The 18,366-nt window shown below is 53.6% G+C and carries 17 protein-coding genes and 1 tRNA gene; 15 read left to right on the top strand and 3 right to left on the bottom strand.

Translation table 11 applies throughout. The features are described from left to right. Positions 1-239 precede the first annotated feature (239 nt). Both sdiA and GSQ70_RS20465 read left to right on the top strand, forming a co-directional pair. Positions 240-962 carry a transcriptional regulator SdiA gene (gene sdiA, locus GSQ70_RS20470; protein ID WP_158784233.1) on the top strand — a complete coding sequence of 241 codons (723 nt, stop codon included), beginning with the start codon at positions 240-242 and terminating at the stop codon, positions 960-962. 127 nt (positions 963-1,089) lie between these two features. Next, on the top strand, positions 1,090-1,722 hold the full coding sequence (locus GSQ70_RS20465) for an acyl-homoserine-lactone synthase (RefSeq protein ID WP_158785400.1): 633 nt from the start codon (positions 1,090-1,092) through the stop codon (positions 1,720-1,722). On the opposite strand, the gene GSQ70_RS20460 is transcribed toward GSQ70_RS20465, so the two are convergent. Together GSQ70_RS20460 and GSQ70_RS20455 are read right to left on the bottom strand one after the other, a co-directional pair. Beyond that, positions 1,719-2,057, bottom strand: a complete 339-nt coding sequence (locus GSQ70_RS20460; RefSeq protein ID WP_158784232.1) for a GlpM family protein — start codon at positions 2,055-2,057, stop codon at positions 1,719-1,721. The two genes, GSQ70_RS20465 and GSQ70_RS20460, sit on opposite strands and share 4 nt — an antisense overlap. Before the next feature lie 72 nt (positions 2,058-2,129). After that, positions 2,130-2,354 carry a DUF2594 family protein gene (locus GSQ70_RS20455; RefSeq protein WP_158784231.1) on the bottom strand — a complete coding sequence of 75 codons (225 nt, stop codon included), beginning with the start codon at positions 2,352-2,354 and terminating at the stop codon, positions 2,130-2,132. Between the two features lie 243 nt (positions 2,355-2,597). Here GSQ70_RS20455 and uvrY point away from each other — a divergent pair, with 243 nt between their 5' ends. The 4 genes from uvrY to GSQ70_RS20435 all read left to right on the top strand — a co-directional run bounded on the left by uvrY (position 2,598) and on the right by GSQ70_RS20435 (position 5,931). After that, positions 2,598-3,257: a UvrY/SirA/GacA family response regulator transcription factor gene (gene uvrY / locus GSQ70_RS20450; protein WP_158784230.1), complete on the top strand. Its 660-nt coding sequence runs from the start codon at positions 2,598-2,600 to the stop codon at positions 3,255-3,257. After that, complete coding sequence (gene uvrC, locus GSQ70_RS20445) at positions 3,250-5,082, top strand: excinuclease ABC subunit UvrC (protein WP_158784229.1); 1,833 nt, start codon at positions 3,250-3,252, stop codon at positions 5,080-5,082. Before uvrY ends, uvrC begins: the two co-directional genes overlap by 8 nt. A 71-nt stretch (positions 5,083-5,153) precedes the next feature. Next, positions 5,154-5,702 carry a CDP-diacylglycerol--glycerol-3-phosphate 3-phosphatidyltransferase gene (gene pgsA / locus GSQ70_RS20440; protein ID WP_158784228.1) on the top strand — a complete coding sequence of 183 codons (549 nt, stop codon included), beginning with the start codon at positions 5,154-5,156 and terminating at the stop codon, positions 5,700-5,702. A 153-nt stretch (positions 5,703-5,855) separates the two neighbouring features. After that, a tRNA-Gly gene (locus GSQ70_RS20435) sits at positions 5,856-5,931 on the top strand. A 315-nt stretch (positions 5,932-6,246) separates the two neighbouring features. Here GSQ70_RS20435 and queG read toward each other — a convergent pair. Further along, positions 6,247-7,386 (bottom strand): tRNA epoxyqueuosine(34) reductase QueG, encoded by a 1,140-nt coding sequence (queG, locus tag GSQ70_RS20430; RefSeq protein WP_158784227.1) that lies wholly within the window; start codon positions 7,384-7,386, stop codon positions 6,247-6,249. Here queG and nnr point away from each other — a divergent pair. From nnr to hflC, 9 genes are all read left to right on the top strand, one after another. Then, positions 7,385-8,908: a bifunctional ADP-dependent NAD(P)H-hydrate dehydratase/NAD(P)H-hydrate epimerase gene (nnr, locus tag GSQ70_RS20425; protein WP_158784226.1), complete on the top strand. Its 1,524-nt coding sequence runs from the start codon at positions 7,385-7,387 to the stop codon at positions 8,906-8,908. The genes queG and nnr overlap by 2 nt on opposite strands. Further along, positions 8,905-9,381, top strand: coding sequence for a tRNA (adenosine(37)-N6)-threonylcarbamoyltransferase complex ATPase subunit type 1 TsaE (gene tsaE, locus GSQ70_RS20420; RefSeq protein ID WP_158784225.1), 477 nt, complete (start codon positions 8,905-8,907; stop codon positions 9,379-9,381). The genes nnr and tsaE overlap by 4 nt, the downstream gene beginning before the upstream one ends. After that, complete coding sequence (amiB, locus tag GSQ70_RS20415; RefSeq protein ID WP_158784224.1) at positions 9,378-11,048, top strand: N-acetylmuramoyl-L-alanine amidase AmiB; 1,671 nt, start codon at positions 9,378-9,380, stop codon at positions 11,046-11,048. The genes tsaE and amiB overlap by 4 nt, the downstream gene beginning before the upstream one ends. A gap of 31 nt (positions 11,049-11,079) precedes the next feature. Next, complete coding sequence (mutL, locus tag GSQ70_RS20410; protein WP_158784223.1) at positions 11,080-12,969, top strand: DNA mismatch repair endonuclease MutL; 1,890 nt, start codon at positions 11,080-11,082, stop codon at positions 12,967-12,969. Further along, positions 12,962-13,912, top strand: a complete 951-nt coding sequence (gene miaA / locus GSQ70_RS20405; RefSeq protein ID WP_158784222.1) for a tRNA (adenosine(37)-N6)-dimethylallyltransferase MiaA — start codon at positions 12,962-12,964, stop codon at positions 13,910-13,912. Before mutL ends, miaA begins: the two co-directional genes overlap by 8 nt. Positions 13,913-14,013: 101 nt before the next feature. Further along, positions 14,014-14,325: an RNA chaperone Hfq gene (gene hfq / locus GSQ70_RS20400; RefSeq protein WP_034939922.1), complete on the top strand. Its 312-nt coding sequence runs from the start codon at positions 14,014-14,016 to the stop codon at positions 14,323-14,325. Between the two features lie 202 nt (positions 14,326-14,527). Beyond that, positions 14,528-15,808, top strand: coding sequence for a ribosome rescue GTPase HflX (hflX, locus tag GSQ70_RS20395; protein WP_158784221.1), 1,281 nt, complete (start codon positions 14,528-14,530; stop codon positions 15,806-15,808). Between the two features lie 68 nt (positions 15,809-15,876). Beyond that, positions 15,877-17,121 (top strand): FtsH protease activity modulator HflK, encoded by a 1,245-nt coding sequence (gene hflK / locus GSQ70_RS20390; RefSeq protein WP_158784220.1) that lies wholly within the window; start codon positions 15,877-15,879, stop codon positions 17,119-17,121. Positions 17,122-17,124: 3 nt separating this feature from the next. Next, positions 17,125-18,126 carry a protease modulator HflC gene (gene hflC, locus GSQ70_RS20385; protein WP_158784219.1) on the top strand — a complete coding sequence of 334 codons (1,002 nt, stop codon included), beginning with the start codon at positions 17,125-17,127 and terminating at the stop codon, positions 18,124-18,126. The last annotated feature ends 240 nt before the right edge of the window (positions 18,127-18,366 follow it).

The raw sequence follows: 18,366 nt of genomic DNA, 5'->3' as shown, positions 1-18,366 counted from the left end.
CGGGAAAAGCAGTACTGCGATCGATGCTCTTTTACAAATCATTCAGACTGAGAAATTATTCAGCAGAAGATTTTTATGAGGGACGAGTAAAAAAAAGGTGTTTTTCTTGTTATTATCCCGATACGGAAACATAACAGTCGCTATTAATTTTTTTGCTCGTTATCATTCATTTTTTTCCTCATTAACAATCAATATTATTATCAGGATGTGGCTTCGCTCCCCATCCCCGTGAGGCGTTAATGACTGCTGAGAACTATTTCAGTTGGCGCAATGAAATGCATTCTGCTTTCCATCAGGTAACTGAAACTGCAGATATAACCCGTCTTATTGAACGGCAAACGATTAAACTGGGATTAGAATTTTATGCATTGTATGTTCGTCATCCAGTGCCGTTCACCCGACCGGGGATATTTATCTACAGTAATTACCCAAAAAAGTGGGTACGAACCTGGCAGAAAGAGAATTTTGCTGAGATAGACCCAATCATCAAATATTGCCAGATTCCGGGGACGCTGCTGCTATGGAACGACCCGATTGTCACCGAGGGACGCCGGGTGTTCGAGGCGGCAAAGGAGCATGGCATTCGCGCAGGTTTTTCGTACTCGATGATGGTGAAAAATCGGGCCATTGGGATATTATCAATGGCTTCAGGGAAGTCATTTGAAAAGATAGCGTTAACTCAGGAGTGTCACCTCAGGCTACAGTATTTAACGGATCTAACCTTAGAGGCATTACAACGTGTAAAAGATATTTCGATGTTGGTGATGAACATGGATTTAACCCAGCGAGAACTTGAAATTCTCAAATGGACTGCCGAAGGAAAAACGTCGGCTGAAATATCCCTGATCCTCTCTATCTCAGAAAATACCGTTAATTTTCACCAAAAAAATATGCAAAAGAGGTTAAATGCACCAAATAAAACCCAGGTGGCCTCTTACGCCGCAGCAATCGGCTTACTCTGAGTAAGTTACAACTACCAAATTTGGTAGTTTCCGATTACTAACTGGTTGTCTACCCTGCGCCCAGGGTAACAACCCTGATCGAGCCGTGAGGAGCGGCATCACGAGGGAATGCGACAGGGGATCAATGATGAAGATTATCCAGACCAAGCTTAAGGATATGCCATCCTCTTTGCTGGCAGAATTGGGAAGTTATCGCTACAACGTCTTTGCCCGTGGTGAAGGCTGGTCCATTCCGCCTCGTTTGAGTACGCCGGGCCAGGAATACGATCGCTTTGACCGCTCTGATGTTATCTGGCTGATTGCCTGGAGTGCACAGCAGGGGATTTGTGGCTGTGCACGCCTGATGCAATGGGAAAATCCGGAGACAGATGCAGGCAGTGAAAGCGCGGTCGGCCGCCAGTTGTCAGATAACTCGCTTCCCGTCTGGGAGATGTCGCGTTTTTCTGCCCGACTCGATGTTGATCCGGAACTGCCGCTGAGCATTCTCTGGCACAGTGTACAGCTGGCGGAGCAGTCAGGAATTGACTTTCTCTATAGCGCGGCCACGCCGATGCTTGAACAGATGTTCGGGCAGCACCTGGTGGCTTATGAGCCGCTAACGGCCGGGGTTATCCAGTCCGAAGATAATCTCTTTGCGGTGCGCATTCCGGTAAAGCAGCCTAACCTGGCGGCTAAATTCCGTGGTGCTCGTCGTTTCAGTCCGGAGGAAGTGTTGCCAACGCTTGGAGTGTCCGTCAGCTGGAGCGCCCGGGGACGCTAACTGTGTAATTTTGCCCACAGTGTGATGAGCAGCCATGCTGCAATGCACCAACACGCCACGGCGCTGCCCAGCGCCAGAGGTAGCTTCATCATTCCAACAAAGTACCAGAGTGAAAGAAGATAGATAAAGTAGGGGATAATCGCCCACATGCCGAACAGGATGGTGGTGCGTAATGCTTCAATTCCCCGGTCACTCGCGACAATATAATGGGCAATCAGCGCAAAGGTCGGGAAAAGCGGCAGCAGGCCGGCAATGTAATAGTTGCGGGTTTTTGAAAGGATGCCGATCAGTACCACGACCAGCGCACCCAGTACTGCTTTGAAAAGTAAGCCCATTGTTCCGTTCAGTGTCAGCCAAAACCTGAGCTTGTTACAACCCTGAAGGAAATGCAATGGGCAGGGGGGGAATTACTGACGATAGGCCTGTTTGATCTGACCAATAGTGCTGCTAAATACGTCCGCCTGCTGACGATCGGTCAGTTGGGCAATGTATTTTTCCATATTGATGATGACTTTACCGGCATCAGCCTGCCCCATACCCTTAAGCATAAATGTTACCAGGGCCTTCATGCAGGCCATCTCTTCGGCCAGGGTTTGCGTCTCTTTGCTGGTTGAAAAGTCAGTATCGCTCATGTTTTCTCCTTATTTTTACTCATCATTTCAGTCAGCGCCGCAGCGCCCTGAAGGCTATTCTTTAGTAACAAGTATATCACACAACCATTACCCGCATGCCAGTTCTGGTATGTGGTGGGGTAAGGCTTTTCTGTAAGACAATGACGTTTTTTTTCTGTTCTAACACCGGTGAAAAAGAGGTAAGATCGGCAGTCTGAATACCATTCTGAACGTCCCTGGTATTACCCATTTGGAGAGACCTGTTTGATAAGCGTTCTTCTTGTTGATGACCACGAACTGGTGCGCGCAGGCATTCGCCGCATACTGGAAGACATCAAAGGTTTTCAGGTTGTTGGTGAAGCTAACTGTGGCGAAGACGCGGTGAAATGGTGCCGGACCAACAGTACAGACGTGGTGCTGATGGATATGAACATGCCGGGAATCGGCGGTCTTGAGGCTACGCGCAAGATTATCCGTTACAGCCCGCATATCCGCATCATTATGCTGACGATCCATACCGAAAATCCCCTGCCAGCGCGGGTTATGCAGGCGGGCGCTTCCGGCTACCTGAGCAAAGGCGCGGCTCCGCAAGAGGTGGTCAATGCCATCCGACAGGTGCATTCCGGCCAGCGATATATCGCCTCGGATATTGCGCAGCAGATGGCACTGAGCCAGATCGAGCCGCAGAAAACAGACTCGCCTTTTGACAGTTTGTCGGAACGTGAACTACAGATTATGCTGATGATCACCAAGGGGCAGAAAGTGGCGGAAATTTCCGAACAGCTTAACCTGAGCCCGAAAACTGTTAACAGCTATCGTTACCGTATGTTCAGCAAACTTAATATCAGCGGCGACGTTGAGTTAACGCACCTGGCCATCCGGCATGGCCTGTTCAATGCGGAGTCGTTAACCAGTAGTGAATGACGTTTTTGATGCAAAATCTTTCCTGAAATCGGTGACCAGCCAGCCAGGCGTCTATCGCATGTATGATGCTGGCGGGACGGTCATCTATGTCGGCAAAGCCAAAGATCTGAAAAAGCGCCTCTCCAGCTACTTCCGTGGCAATCCCGGCAGCCGTAAAACTGAAGCGTTGGTGGACAGCATCCGCCAGATTGACGTGACGGTCACGCATACCGAGACGGAAGCGCTGCTGCTTGAGCACAACTATATTAAGCTGTATCAGCCGCGTTACAACGTGCTGCTGCGTGATGATAAATCCTATCCCTATATTTTTCTCAGTGCCGATGCTCATCCCCGGCTGGCAAGTCATCGCGGTGCCAAGCACGCGAAAGGCGAATATTTCGGGCCTTTCCCGAATGGCTATGCCGTCCGTGAGACGCTGTCGCTGCTGCAGAAGATTTTCCCGGTGCGCCAGTGCGAAAACAGTGTTTATCGCAACCGCTCGCGTCCCTGCCTGCAATATCAGATTGGCCGCTGCCTTGGCCCTTGTGTCGCCGGGTTGGTGACAGAAGAAGAGTATGCTCAGCAGATTGACTACGTGCGCCTGTTTCTCTCTGGTAAGGATGATCAGGTGTTGAATCAGCTGGTCGCCCGGATGGAAGTCGCCAGTCAGGCGCTGAAATTTGAAGAGGCGGCCCGGCTGCGTGACCAGATTCAGGCGGTCAGACGGGTAACGGAACGTCAGTTTGTCTCGAATAACGGCGACGATCTGGATGTGATAGGTGTGGCGTTTGAATCCGGTATGGCCTGCCTGCATGTGCTGTTTATCCGTCAGGGAAAAGTACTGGGCAGCCGCAGCTATTTCCCGAAAGTGCCGGGAGGCACTGAGCTGGCTGAAGTGGTTCAGACCTTCGTCGGACAGTTTTACCTGCAGGGCAGCCAGGCGCGAACGTTGCCCAGCGATATTCTTCTCGACTTTACGCTGCCGGAAAAAGACCTGCTGGCAGAATCACTGACCGGAATGGCCGGACGGCGCGTGACTCTTCAAAGCAAACCTCGCGGCGACCGTGCGCGTTATCTGAAGCTGGCCCGGACGAATGCCAGCACTGCGCTGGTTAGCCGGTTGTCGCAACAATCGACTATTCATCAGCGCCTGCAGGCCCTGGCAGAACTGCTGGATCTGCCAGCCATTAACCGCATGGAATGTTTTGATATCAGCCACACAATGGGTGAGCAAACGGTGGCTTCCTGCGTGGTATTTGACAGTAACGGACCATTGCGTGCGGAATACCGTCGTTACAATATCACCGGCATCACCGGAGGGGACGACTACGCGGCAATGAATCAGGTGCTGCGCCGTCGCTACGGCAAGGATCTGATTGAGAGTAAGGTTCCGGATGTCATCCTGATTGACGGCGGTAAAGGTCAGTTGGCACAGGCGAAAAACGTCTTTGCCGATCTGGATGTCAGTTGGGACAAAGATCGACCAATACTGCTCGGCGTGGCCAAAGGCACCGACCGTAAAGCCGGACTGGAAACGCTGTTTTTCGAGCCGGAAGGGGAGGGTTTCTCGTTGCCTCCAGACTCCCCGGCGCTGCATGTTATCCAGCATATTCGTGATGACTCTCACAATCATGCGATAACAGGTCACCGTAATAAGCGGGCAAAAGTGAAGAACACCAGCGCACTGGAAACCATTGAAGGAATAGGGCCAAAAAGGCGTCAGATGCTTCTTAAATACATGGGAGGCCTGCAACCGCTGATGAGTGCTTCTGTAGAGGAAATCGCGAAAGTCCCTGGGATCTCCCTCCTCCTTGCGGAGAAAATCTTTTATTCGCTGAAACACTAAGCATTGCAACGCCCACGGCATTGTAGGAACATAGGGACAAATTCTACTCTGCCCAGACAGTTAGCGTACCTATGCATTTTAACATTCCGACGTTACTTACCCTGTTTCGTGTCGTTCTGATCCCGTTCTTTGTACTGGCTTTTTACCTGCCATTTGAATGGGCTCCCCTTGTTTGTGCGCTGATTTTTATCTTTGCGGCCATTACGGACTGGTTCGACGGTTATCTGGCCCGGCGCTGGAAGCAGACCACCCGTTTTGGGGCGTTTCTCGATCCGGTAGCCGATAAAGTGATGGTAGCGATGGCGCTGGTGCTGGTGGCAGAGTATTTCCACTCCTGGTGGATTACCTTACCGGCTGCCACCATGATCGCCCGTGAAATTATCATCTCGGCGCTACGTGAATGGATGGCTGAAATTGGCAAACGCAGCAGCGTGGCCGTCAGCTGGATTGGTAAAGTCAAAACCACCGCGCAGATGCTGTCATTGTTTGCTCTGTTATGGCGTCCGGATACTACCGTAGTGGCTATCGGCGTGGTGGCGTTGTATATCGCGGCAGTGCTGACTTTCTGGTCAATGTTCCAGTATCTGAATGCCTCGCGCGGCGATTTGTTTGAACAGTGATCGATGCGATTCAAAAAGCAGCAAACAGACGAAAAGTGAGGATAATTGTGTTGACTCATTTCTCCAGGTCAGTAGAATGCAACGCATCGAAAGGCAGCTGAGCTGTCAGAAGATAGGTAAATCAGCAACTTCTGTGAAGTTGCCCTGATAAAAGCGGGAATAGCTCAGTTGGTAGAGCACGACCTTGCCAAGGTCGGGGTCGCGAGTTCGAGTCTCGTTTCCCGCTCCAAAAAAGAAAATCACTTCCTCAGCCAGATGATTTATCCACAGCGATAACTCAGCTGCGTTTCGCTTTTTCCGCTGTTTTCCAAATGTTCTTTAACAGAGTTATCCACAGCATCGTCCGGCGCGCGTCAAAGAGTCCTGAGACATAAAACTGCAGGGTTATCTCATAACCTGCTGTTATTTATACTTATTATAATATTTCAAATTGTTATCTGGATCGCTTGTGCTTTCTGTGACACTTGAATGACAACAACTTTTTATTTTTATGCACAGCGTGTGGAAAACTGACTGCCAGCCTCAAATAATGCTGACTGTACACTTAAGCATCACGGGGTAATCCTTTTTCAATCGCCCTTACCAGACGTTTCTGCTGTCCACTCTGCACCTCAATCGCATTTTCAGCCCGCTTCACCTGCTGACGAGCCAGCGCCCAGTGAATATGTTCATCCAGCATCTCGTTTTCGCCCAGCCTGGTGCCCAGTGCTTCAACATTTTCGACTGACCATGGAGCATTGCCCAGGGCTACTGCGATGTTTCGCAGCCAGCGCAGATGTCCAATGCGACGAATGGCTGAACCTTCTGTCACGCGCAGGAACTTCGCTTCATCCCACGCAAAGAGCTCAACCAGCGGTGGTGCGTGAAGCACCGCTCGCGGGCTGAAGTCTTCCTCATCGGTCAACTGGCCGTAGCGGTTCCACGGGCAGATCAGCTGGCAGTCATCGCAGCCATAGATACGGTTGCCAATCAGCGGTCGAAACTCTTCCGGGATAGCGCCTTCCAGCTCGATGGTCAGATAAGAAATGCAGCGTCGTGCATCCACGATATAAGGTTCAACGATTGCGCCTGTCGGGCAGGTGGTGATACAAGCGACGCAGCGACCGCATTGCTCCTGCTGTGGGCTGTCGATGGGCAACGGGAGGTTGATCAACAGTTCGCCAAGAAAAAACCACGAACCCGCTTCGCGGTTAAGCACCAGCGAATGTTTACCGGTCCAGCCCAGGCCTGCTTTGACGGCCAGCGGCCTTTCCATTACCGGTGCAGAGTCGACAAAAGGGCGAAATTCCGCTGTTTCACAGCGCTCACGGATCAGGTCTCCGAGCTTTTTCAGGCGATTGCGTAATACTTTGTGGTAATCACGTCCCAGCGCATAACGGCTAACATAACCCAGCTGAGGATTTTTTAAGGTCGTGGCAAAGGCGGCTTTAGCGGGCAGATAATTCATCCGGACGCTGATGACACGCAGCGTACCGGGCAGCAACTCATGAGGGCGGGCGCGCATCATTCCGTGGCGTGCCATCCAGTCCATCTCGCCATGATACTGCTTGTCCAGCCACTCCTGCAGGCGCGGCTCTTCCAGGCTTAAATCGGTATCACAGATACCGACCTGCTGAAAACCGAGGTCCTGGCCCCACTGTTTAATATCCAGAGCAAGTTGATGGAGATCGAGAGGATGCGACATGAATAACCTGAGCCAGCGAAATAACCCGGCAAGTTTACCCTATTCTGTCTGGCCTGTAGAGGCGATGGCTCAACTTGAGCGTGAGGGGGCCGATGCGCTTGGTATTACTCTCTTCGAACTGATGCAGCGTGCCGGTGAGGCGGTATTCAGCCGCCTGCGTTCGCTCTGGCCGGATACGCAACACTGGTTGATCCTCTGCGGGCACGGCAATAACGGCGGCGATGGGTTTATCGTGGCGCGGCTGGCGCAGTCCGCCGGATTGACGGTCACGGTGATTGCCTGTGAGGGGGCCAGGCCTTTGCCTGAAGAGGCACAACAGGCACGTGAAGCCTGGCTGGCCGCGGGAGGAGTGATCCACGATCCGTCCATACACTGGCCCGATCAGGTGGAGGTGATTGTCGATGCGCTACTGGGTACCGGCATGAGCCGGGCACCAGAGGCACATTACCAGCAGCTGATTGAACGGACGAACGCCCACCCGGCCGCCGTGTTTGCCGTAGATATCCCTTCCGGGTTAGTGGCTGCTAACGGCACGGCACCGGGTGTGGTGATCTCTGCCGACCATACGCTAACGTTTATCGCCCTGAAGCCTGGCCTGCTGACCGGTAAAGCACGAGATTATGTCGGTAAGCTGCATTATCACGCCCTGAGCCTCGATCCCTGGCTGGCGACTCAGACTGCGCCATTTGCCCGTTATGATGCTTCATACCTCTCTCACTGGTTAAAGCCACGCAGGCCCACCTCGCATAAAGGCGACCACGGCAAGTTAGTGATTATCGGCGGCGATCGTGGTACTGCAGGGGCAATTCGCATGGCCGGAGAGGCGGCTTTACGCGCCGGCGCAGGATTGGTGCGAGTACTCACTCACAAAGATAATGTTGCGCCATTGCTGACTGCCCGGCCTGAACTGATGGTACAGGAGCTGAGCAATCAGGCTATTGATGAGGCGCTGGAGTGGGCGGAGGTGATCGTTATCGGTCCTGGCCTGGGGCAGGGAGAATGGGGCAAAAAAGCCCTGCAGAGGGTAGAAAACTCTCAGAAACCGATGCTTTGGGATGCAGATGCGCTTAACCTGCTGGCAATCAGTCCCGATAAACGTCAAAATCGAATCATTACGCCTCATCCGGGTGAAGCGGCGCGACTGCTTAACGTGAAGACCAGCGAAATTGAGAGTGACCGCTTACATTCCGCTGAACGCCTGGCGAAACGCTATGGTGGCGTGGTGGTGCTGAAAGGGGCCGGTACGCTGATTGCCAGCGAAGAGGGAGAGCTGACATTTGCTGATGTGGGCAATGCCGGTATGGCGACAGGGGGCATGGGTGATGTACTCTCTGGCATCATTGGCAGCCTGTTGGGGCAGAAGCTCCCGTTATATGATGCTGCCTGTGCAGGATGTGTGGTGCACGGCGCGGCGGCCGAAGAAGTGTCTGAACGCCTTGGTACAAGAGGGATGTTAGCGACCGATCTTTTTTCCGGGCTGTATCTGTTTGTCAATCCTGAGATCCTGAATACAAAAGAATGAAGACCTGTGTAATTACATTGCCCGATGAGGCGGCAACCCTCGCATTGGGTGCCAGCCTGGCCCGCGCCAGCGAAAGCGCGGCAACGATCTATCTGTATGGCGATCTCGGTGCGGGGAAAACCACCTTCAGCCGGGGATTCCTGCAGGCGCTTGGGCATCTGGGCAACGTCAAAAGCCCGACTTACACGCTGGTCGAGCCCTATATTCTGCCGGAACGCCGGGTCTATCATTTTGATCTCTATCGCCTTGCCGATGCGGAAGAGCTTGAATTCATGGGCATTCGCGACTATTTCACCGAAGACAGCCTCTGCCTGGTCGAATGGCCTCAGCAGGGGACGGGCGTGCTGCCAACGCCTGATATTGAACTGCACCTCAGCTATCAGGGCCATGCGCGTCAGGCCGAACTGAAAGCCTGCTCAATTGCCGGTGAGGCCATGGTGCTGCAAGTTGCCACGGAAAAGGGTTGTAAATGATGTTGCGCATGAAGTTTGGTTTGTTACTGGCACTATTACTGACGACATTCTCCAGTCTTGCGGCCAATCTGTCGGACATCAACGTTTCTAACGGGGATGATAGAGCCACCGTGACGCTGAGCTTTGCCGGTCAGCCGGTTTACGGTTTCTTCCCGCTGCATAATCCTGAGCGTGTGGTGCTGGATATTCGCCAGAGTGGGGTGATCAAAGGATTGCCTCTGACCTTCAGCGGCGAGAATATCGTTAAGCGCATTCGCTCAAGTAAACCGAAAGACAACCAGAGCATTCGACTGGTGTTTGAGCTGACGCAGCCGGGTAAAACCCGCGCTGTGACGCAGCGTAACGGCAATGATTACAACGTGGTGTTTACCATTAACGGTACGCGCCCGGCTAAATCCTCTTCCCGACCTGCGGAAGTCAGCACGGCTTCGCGTTCTGCTCCTTCTTCCCCGGCGGAGAATCCTTTCAAGAATAATCCTGTGACTGCTGTCAGCAGCGGTAATGAGGTGGCTGCGCCGGGCCGCACTCCACGTTCGGCTAACGAAGCAGTGATTGTGGCGATCGATGCCGGCCACGGTGGTCAGGATCCCGGTGCGATCGGTGCTGGGGGGCTGAAAGAGAAAAACGTCACCATCTCTATTGCCCGCAAGCTGAAAGCCTTGCTGAATGACGATCCGATGTTTAAAGGGGTGATGACCCGTGACGGCGACTATTTTATTTCGGTAATGGGCCGCTCTGACGTGGCGCGAAAGCAAAACGCTAATCTGCTGGTCTCAATTCACGCGGATGCCGCACCGAACCGCAGCGCTTCTGGCGCATCGGTGTGGGTGCTTTCCAACCGTCGCGCCAACAGTGAGATGGCGGGTTGGCTGGAGCAGCACGAGAAACAGTCTGAGTTGCTGGGCGGGGCGGGCGATCTGCTGGCGAACAGCCAGGCTGACCCTTATCTCAGCCAGGCGGTACTCGATTTACAGTTCGGCCACTCCCAGCGAGTAGGTTATGACGTGGCGGTAAAAGTTATCGCCCAACTGCAGCGGGTGGGTTCGCTGCATAAACGCCGCCCGGAACACGCCAGCCTGGGTGTTCTGCGTTCGCCGGATATTCCTTCGCTGTTAGTGGAAACCGGTTTTATCAGTAATCCTTCGGAGGAGCGACTGCTTGGCAGTAGCGCATACCAGCAGAAGATTGCCGAGTCGATTTATAAAGGACTCCGTAACTACTTCCTGGCGCACCCGCTGCAATCGATCCCAAAGGAGGAAAACCGACCGTTGCAGTCCGCATCGGCGGTTAACGTTGAACCTAATCCGGCACCAGCCAATACCCAATATTCCGGGGCGGTGGCGCGTCATGTCGTCAAACGGGGTGAAACTCTGTCCGGTATTGCTGCAAACTATGGCGTCAGCATGGCAACTTTACGTTCCATGAATACGTTAAAAAAAGATGTAGTTTGGGTGGGGCAGCGCTTGAAAGTGCCCGCAGGCAACATCACATCAGCTGTCAGTGCGGCAAAACCGAAGAAGCCAGTCCGCCACAAGGTGGTTCGCGGTGATTCACTGACGGCGATTGCGGCCCACTACGGCGTGAGCCCGAAGGCGATACAGCAGGCGAATAATATGAAGTCGCAGAATGTGATGTTGGGCCAGACGCTAACCATCCCGGCATCTTAACCGTATTGGGTCGAATGGAAGGATTCTGATTATGCCGATTCAGGTGTTACCTCCGCAGCTCGCTAACCAGATTGCGGCGGGTGAAGTGGTGGAACGTCCGGCATCGGTGGTGAAAGAGCTGGTGGAAAACAGCCTTGACGCCGGGGCAACGCGAATTGATATCGAAATTGAAAAGGGTGGCGCAAAGCTGATCCGCATTCGCGATAACGGCTTTGGCATCGGTAAAGATGAGCTGGCCATGGCGCTGGCTCGTCATGCAACCAGTAAAATCACTACCCTGGACGACCTCGAAGCCATTATGAGTCTTGGCTTTCGTGGTGAGGCGCTGGCCAGTATCAGTTCGGTGTCGCGCCTGACGCTGACTTCCCGCACTGAAGCGCAAAATGAAGCCTGGCAGGCCTATGCTGAAGGGCGTGACATGGATGTGACGGTCAAACCGGCTGCCCATCCAGTGGGGACCACGCTGGAAGTGCTGGATCTGTTTTACAACACCCCGGCGCGGCGCAAATTCATGCGCACTGAAAAAACCGAATTCACCCATATCGACGAAATCATTCGCCGTATTGCTCTGGCTCGTTTTGATGTTGCTTTCTCGCTCAGCCATAACGGCAAGCTGATGCGCCAGTATCGTAGCGTCACCGAAAGTAGCCAGCGTGAGCGTCGTCTCGGCTCCATCTGCGGCACGGCTTTTCTCAGCCATGCGCTTTCGATCGAATGGCAGCATGGCGACCTGAGCCTGCGCGGCTGGGTAGCCGATCCCGCCGGTTCCCGCGCCATTACCGACCTGCAGTATTGCTACGTTAATGGCCGGATGATGCGTGACCGCCTGATCAATCATGCTATCCGTCAGGCCTATCAGGATAAACTGGGCGATGAACATCAGCCCGCCTATGTGCTGTATCTTACGATCGACCCGCATCAGGTAGACGTCAACGTGCATCCTGCCAAGCATGAAGTGCGTTTCCACCAGTCGCGGCTGGTACACGATTTTATCTATCAGGGCGTGATCAGCGTCCTGCAGGAAACCGGGACCGAAACGCTGCCTGCCATTGATGAAGCCCCGGCTGAGCGCTGGCAGCCTGAGAATCGCCAGGCGGCAGGCGGTAACCACTTCGCTTCTCCTGCACCGGCGAAGAGCCCGGCTGGCGGGGGCACTTCCCAGGCAGGCTGGCAGGCTAAAACGTCCGGTGGCGGCAGCGCTCCTCAGGCGAACTGGCAGCGGCAGGAGCCGTTGTACCAGAAGAAAGAGGGGGCAGCTTATCAGCAACTGATGAAGACGCCTGAACTGCCTCGCGCTCAGGAGCCGTCTGCTGGCCGGATCGGCGAAGCTACGGAACCGGAGTATCAAGCGCCGTTAATCGGCCACAGCCAGAGCTTCGGCCGGGTGCTGACGGTGGTGCAGGATAACTACGCGCTGGTCGAGGCAAAAGACCGCCTTGCCCTGATTGCTTTACCGGTGGCGGCGCGCTGGCTGAAGCAGGCGCAGCTGGATCCCGGTGAGGAAGGGCTGAAGCCGCAGCCGTTGCTGATCCCAGTGCGGATGAAGGTGGATAAACCGGAGCGTGAAGCGATCGGGCATCATGCCACCTTACTGGTTCAAATGGGGATTGAACTGCTTGCGGATGGTCATCATGTGACGCTGCGTGCCGTGCCTTTACCATTGCGCCAACAAAATTTACAAAACTTGATTCCAGAACTGTTAGGCTATCTCGCCCGGCAGCAGGATGTGTCGGCAACGCAGGTGGCGCAATGGTTAGCGCGCCATTCCGCAGTTGAACATCCGCACTGGAATCACTCGCAGGCGATAGCACTGCTGGCCGAGGTCGAAAGGCTCTGTCCGCAGCTGATTAAATCGCCACCTTCTGGATTTATGCAGCACGTCGATATTGAAATGGCGATGAACGCCCTGAAGCATGAGTGAAACTTCCAAGGCTGGCCGGCCAAAGGCTATTTTTTTGATGGGGCCAACGGCTTCCGGTAAAACTGCACTGGCCATTGCGTTACGCCAGCAGCTACCCGTTGAGTTGATTAGCGTAGACTCCGCCCTGATTTATCGGGGAATGGACATCGGAACCGCCAAGCCTTCTGCGGAAGAGCTGCGGCTTGCGCCCCATCGTTTGCTGGACATTCTCGACCCCTCTGAAGCCTGGTCGGCGGCGGAGTTCCGGCGGGATGCGTTGGCAGAAATGGCGGAAATCACCCAAAGTGGGCGAATTCCGTTGCTTGTTGGCGGCACCATGCTCTATTACAAGGCCTTGCTGGAAGGATTATCGCCGCTGCCCCCGGCGGATCCGGAAGTGCGTCAGCGTATTGAGCAAAGGGCGAGTGAAGAAGGTTGGGATGCCCTTCACCGTCAGTTATGTGAAATAGATCCCATTGCTGGAAATCGTATTCATCCGAATGATCCCCAGAGACTCTCGCGAGCACTGGAAGTTTTTTTTATTTCGGGTAAAACTTTAACGGAACTGACTAAAACGGCCGGTGAAGCACTGCCGTACGACGTTGTCCAGTTTGCGATTGCTCCTCAGCAGCGCGAACTTATTCATCAACGTATTGAGTTGCGTTTCCGGCAGATGTTAACGTCAGGGTTTGAAGCGGAGGCTCGGGCGCTTTTCGCACGAGGTGATTTGCATACGGATATGCCTTCCATTCGTTGTGTGGGTTATCGCCAGATGTGGTCATATCTTGCTGGCGAGATCGATTACGATGAAATGGTTTATCGGGGAATTTGCGCGACCCGGCAATTGGCTAAACGCCAGATGACCTGGCTTCGTGGCTGGGAAGGGGTTCACTGGCTGGATAGCGAACACCCGGAAGCTTCACTGGCTACGGTCCTTCAGGTTCTTAGTGCGAAGCCTGGGTGATTGTGTACAATTGGTGCGTTATCGTGCGCAAATTTTTACGCAGTATTTCAGGGCTCGGGCCCTTAAAGTAGTAAACAACAAGCATATAAGGAAAAGATAGAATGGCTAAGGGGCAATCATTGCAAGATCCGTTCTTGAACGCACTGCGTCGTGAACGTGTTCCGGTTTCGATTTATTTGGTTAACGGTATCAAACTGCAGGGTCAGATCGAGTCGTTTGATCAATTTGTTATTTTATTGAAGAACACAGTCAGCCAGATGGTGTACAAGCACGCTATCTCTACTGTTGTTCCGTCCCGTCCGGTCTCCCATCACAGCAACAACGCGGGTGGCGGAAGCAACAACTATCATCACGGTGGCAGCAATCAGGGGGCTTCTTCTCAGCCTCAGCAAGACGGTGAAGACGCAGAGTAATCACTGTTTTTTCAGGACGGGTCTCCGCTTGCTTTCCAGGCTCCCGTCCTGGTAATCCTCTTTTCGTCTGGTCTGGCCCATCAAAGTCAGGTGGGTGAGATGACGCTCTTAATACGCCGATTTAATGCGCATTTTGCATCTGATTTTGACGAAGTATGGCCACCGCGTAGCAGGTTTAACAAGGTTCTGAGAGGTTTTAAGTTTGTTTGACCGTTATGATGCCGGTGAGCATGCCGTACTGGTACACATCTATTTCTCTCAAGACAGAGATATGGAAGACCTGCAGGAATTTGAAGCCCTGGTGTCTTCTGCTGGTGTTGAAGCGCTGCGTGTTGTGACTGGCAGCCGTAAAGCGCCACATCCAAAATATTTTGTCGGCGAAGGGAAGGCAGTGGAAATTGCCGAAGCGGTGAAAGCCAGCGGTGCCTCCGTGGTGCTGTTCGATCACGCCCTGAGTCCGGCACAGGAACGTAATCTGGAAGCCCTGTGCGAGTGTCGCGTCATTGACCGCACCGGCCTGATTCTGGATATCTTCGCCCAGCGCGCGCGTACCCATGAAGGCAAATTACAGGTGGAACTGGCTCAGCTTCGCCATCTTGCCACGCGCCTGGTCCGTGGCTGGACGCACCTTGAACGCCAGAAGGGCGGTATTGGCCTGCGTGGCCCGGGTGAAACCCAGCTGGAAACCGACCGTCGTTTACTGCGCAACCGCATCACGCTGATCCTTTCCCGCCTTGAGCGAGTGGAAAAGCAGCGCGAGCAGGGACGCCAGGCCCGTAATAAAGCCGATGTGCCTACCGTGTCGCTGGTCGGCTATACCAACGCAGGTAAATCCACTCTGTTTAACCACCTGACATCTGCAGAAGTGTATGCTGCCGATCAGCTGTTTGCCACGCTGGACCCGACCTTGCGGCGGATCGACGTGGCCGATGTGGGTGAGGTGGTACTGGCTGATACCGTTGGTTTTATCCGCCATCTACCCCATGACCTGGTTGCTGCGTTTAAAGCCACGCTGCAGGAAACCCGCCAGGCCACGCTGTTGCTGCATGTGATTGACGCGGCTGACCTGCGCGTGGATGAGAATATTGAAGCGGTGGAAGAGGTTCTGGAAGAGATAGAATCTGACGAAATCCCCACCCTACATGTAATGAACAAGATTGATATGCTGGAGGATTTTGTCCCCAGAATCGATCGTGATGAAGAAAATCTGCCCGTGCGCGTCTGGCTCTCAGCGCAAACGGGCGAGGGCATTCCACTGCTGTTCCAGGCGCTGACTGAGCGGCTGGCAGGGGAAATTGCCGAATACGCTTTACGTCTGCCGCCTGAAGCGGGGCGGCTGCGCAGCCGGTTTTATCAGCTGCAGGCGATCGAAAAAGAGTGGAATGAAGACGACGGAAGCGTAGGTTTGGAAGTGCGCATGCCGATTGTTGACTGGCGCCGTCTGTGCAAACAGGAGCCGGGGCTGGTGGATTACATTGTTTAACTGATTTTTGCCTGACACGTATCCCGGCCTTGGGATAACACCGCACACACAATTAATGGAGTATAAACATGGCGTGGAATCAGCCCGGGAATAACGGACAGGACCGCGACCCGTGGGGAAGCAGCAATAATCAAGGCGGCAACTCTGGGGGAAATAAGGGAGGGCGCGATAAGGGGCCTCCTGATTTGGACGATATCTTTCGCAAGCTGAGCAAAAAGCTTGGCGTTTTTGGCGGTGGTAAAAACGATAACAGCGGCGGGCAGAAAACCCCGGGCAGCGGTGGTCGTCTGATCGGTATTGTCGCGGTTGCGGCGGTAGTGATTTGGGCCGGTAGCGGCTTCTACACCATTAAAGAAGCGGAACGAGGCGTGGTCACGCGCTTCGGTAAATTCAGTCACCTGGTTGAACCAGGTCTGAACTGGAAGCCGACCTTTATCGATCAGGTTCGTGCGGTGAACGTGGAGGCGGTGCGCGAGCTGTCGGCTTCCGGCACCATGCTGACTTCTGATGAGAACGTCGTGCGCGTTGAAATGAACGTACAGTACCGCGTAACCAATCCGGAGCGTTACCTGTTTGCTGTGACCAGCGCTGATGACAGCCTGCGTCAGGCAACCGACAGCGCATTGCGTGGCGTCATTGGTCGTTCCACCATGGATCGTATCCTGACTGAAGGACGTACTGTGGTGCGTAGCGAGACTCAGCGTGAGCTGGAAGAGACCATTCGTCCGTACGATATGGGTATCACTCTGCTGGACGTCAACTTCCAGACCGCACGTCCACCAGAGGACGTAAAGGCAGCATTTGATGATGCCATTGCCGCACGTGAAAACCGTGAGCAGTCGGTTCGTGAGGCAGAAGCTTATGCCAATGACCGTCTTCCACGTGCCCGTGGTGATGCGCAGGGTATTTTGGAACAAGCCCGTGCCTACAAATCACGTGTAACCCTTGAAGCACAGGGTGAAGTGGACAGCTTTGCCAGGATCCTGCCGGAATATAAAGCCGCACCACAAATCACCCGTGAGCGTCTGTATATCGAAACTATGGAACGTGTGCTCAGCCATACCCGCAAGGTGCTGGTTAACGACAAGGGCAACAACCTGATGGTGCTGCCCCTGGATCAGCTGATGCGTGGCCAGAGCGGTGCATCGACCAACAGTTCGCAGGACAGCAGCACAAATCTGCTTCGCCTGCCGCCAGCGACCGACAGCAATGAGCGCGCCAGCAGCAGTTCATCGTTCAGTCCGGACAACATTATGGACCAGCGCCGGGTGAATGCTCAGCGCAACGATACCCAGCGTCAGGGGAGGGAGTAACCGATGCGTAAACCACTGATCGTTGTAGTGATTGTTGTGCTGGTGGTGCTGTATGCGTCACTGTTTGTGGTGCAGGAAGGCCAGCGCGGCATTGTGATGCGCTTCGGCAAAGTTCTGCGCGATAGCGAGAATAAGCCGCTGGTGTACGCACCAGGTCTGCACTTCAAGATCCCATTCCTGGAGTCTGTGAAGTCGCTTGATGCCCGTATTCAGACCATGGATAACCAGGCCGATCGCTTCGTGACCAAAGAGAAGAAAGATCTGATCGTTGATTCCTATATCAAATGGCGCATCAGCGACTTCAGCCGTTACTACCTGGCAACAGGCGGTGGCGACGTTTCTCAGGCTGAAGTGCTGCTGAAGCGTAAATTCAGTGACCGTTTGCGTTCTGAAATTGGTCGTCTGGACGTGAAGGATATCGTTACTGATTCACGCGGTCGTCTGACTACGGATGTGCGTGACGCGCTGAATACCGGTAGTGCAGGTCAGGATGACGATGTTGCGACACCAGCAGCCGATGATGCTATTGCATCAGCAGCCGCCCGTGTTGAGCGTGAAACGACCAGCAATGAACCGGCGATTAACCCTAACAGTATGGCCGCGCTGGGTATTCAGGTGGTGGATGTGCGCATTAAGCAGATCAACCTGCCAACTGAAGTCTCCGATGCGATCTATGCCCGTATGCGAGCTGAGCGCGAATCTGTAGCCCGTAGCCAGCGTGCTCAGGGTGCTGAAGAAGCGGCGAAAGTCAGAGCGCAGGCAGACTATGAGGTTGAGCGTACGCTGGCAGAAGCTCGTCGTCAGGCGCTGATCACTCAGGGTGAAGGTGATGCTGAAGCTGCGAAACTTTACGCCGATGCTTTCAGCCAGGACCCGGACTTCTACGCCTTTATCCGCAGCCTTCGTGCCTACGATAACAGCTTTAAAAGTAACCAGGATGTAATGGTACTTAGCCCGGACAGCGATTTCTTCCGCTTTATGAAGTCGCCTTCTAACGCCCGGTAAATGCGTTAATCATGGCGACCGGAAGCAGAGACGCTTTCGGCTTAATGAGAGAGTGACTTCAACCCTGTAAGCGGTAAGCTTGCAGGGTTTTTTATGTGCTTTATGAATTTTTGTGATTATTTTAATTCCATCATTTCTTATAAAATTATAATGTTCTTTCTTATAAGGTAAGATTTGTCTGCATTTTTATTGGCGCCTTACATTCCATTGACGATGAATGCTCGTTTGTGTAGCCTGCTG

This window comes from Pantoea sp. BAV 3049 (assembly GCF_009765445.1).
Lineage (GTDB): Bacteria > Pseudomonadota > Gammaproteobacteria > Enterobacterales > Enterobacteriaceae > Erwinia.
Note: the sequence above shows the minus strand (reverse complement) of the source record. Positions and strands in the feature narration are given on the sequence as shown.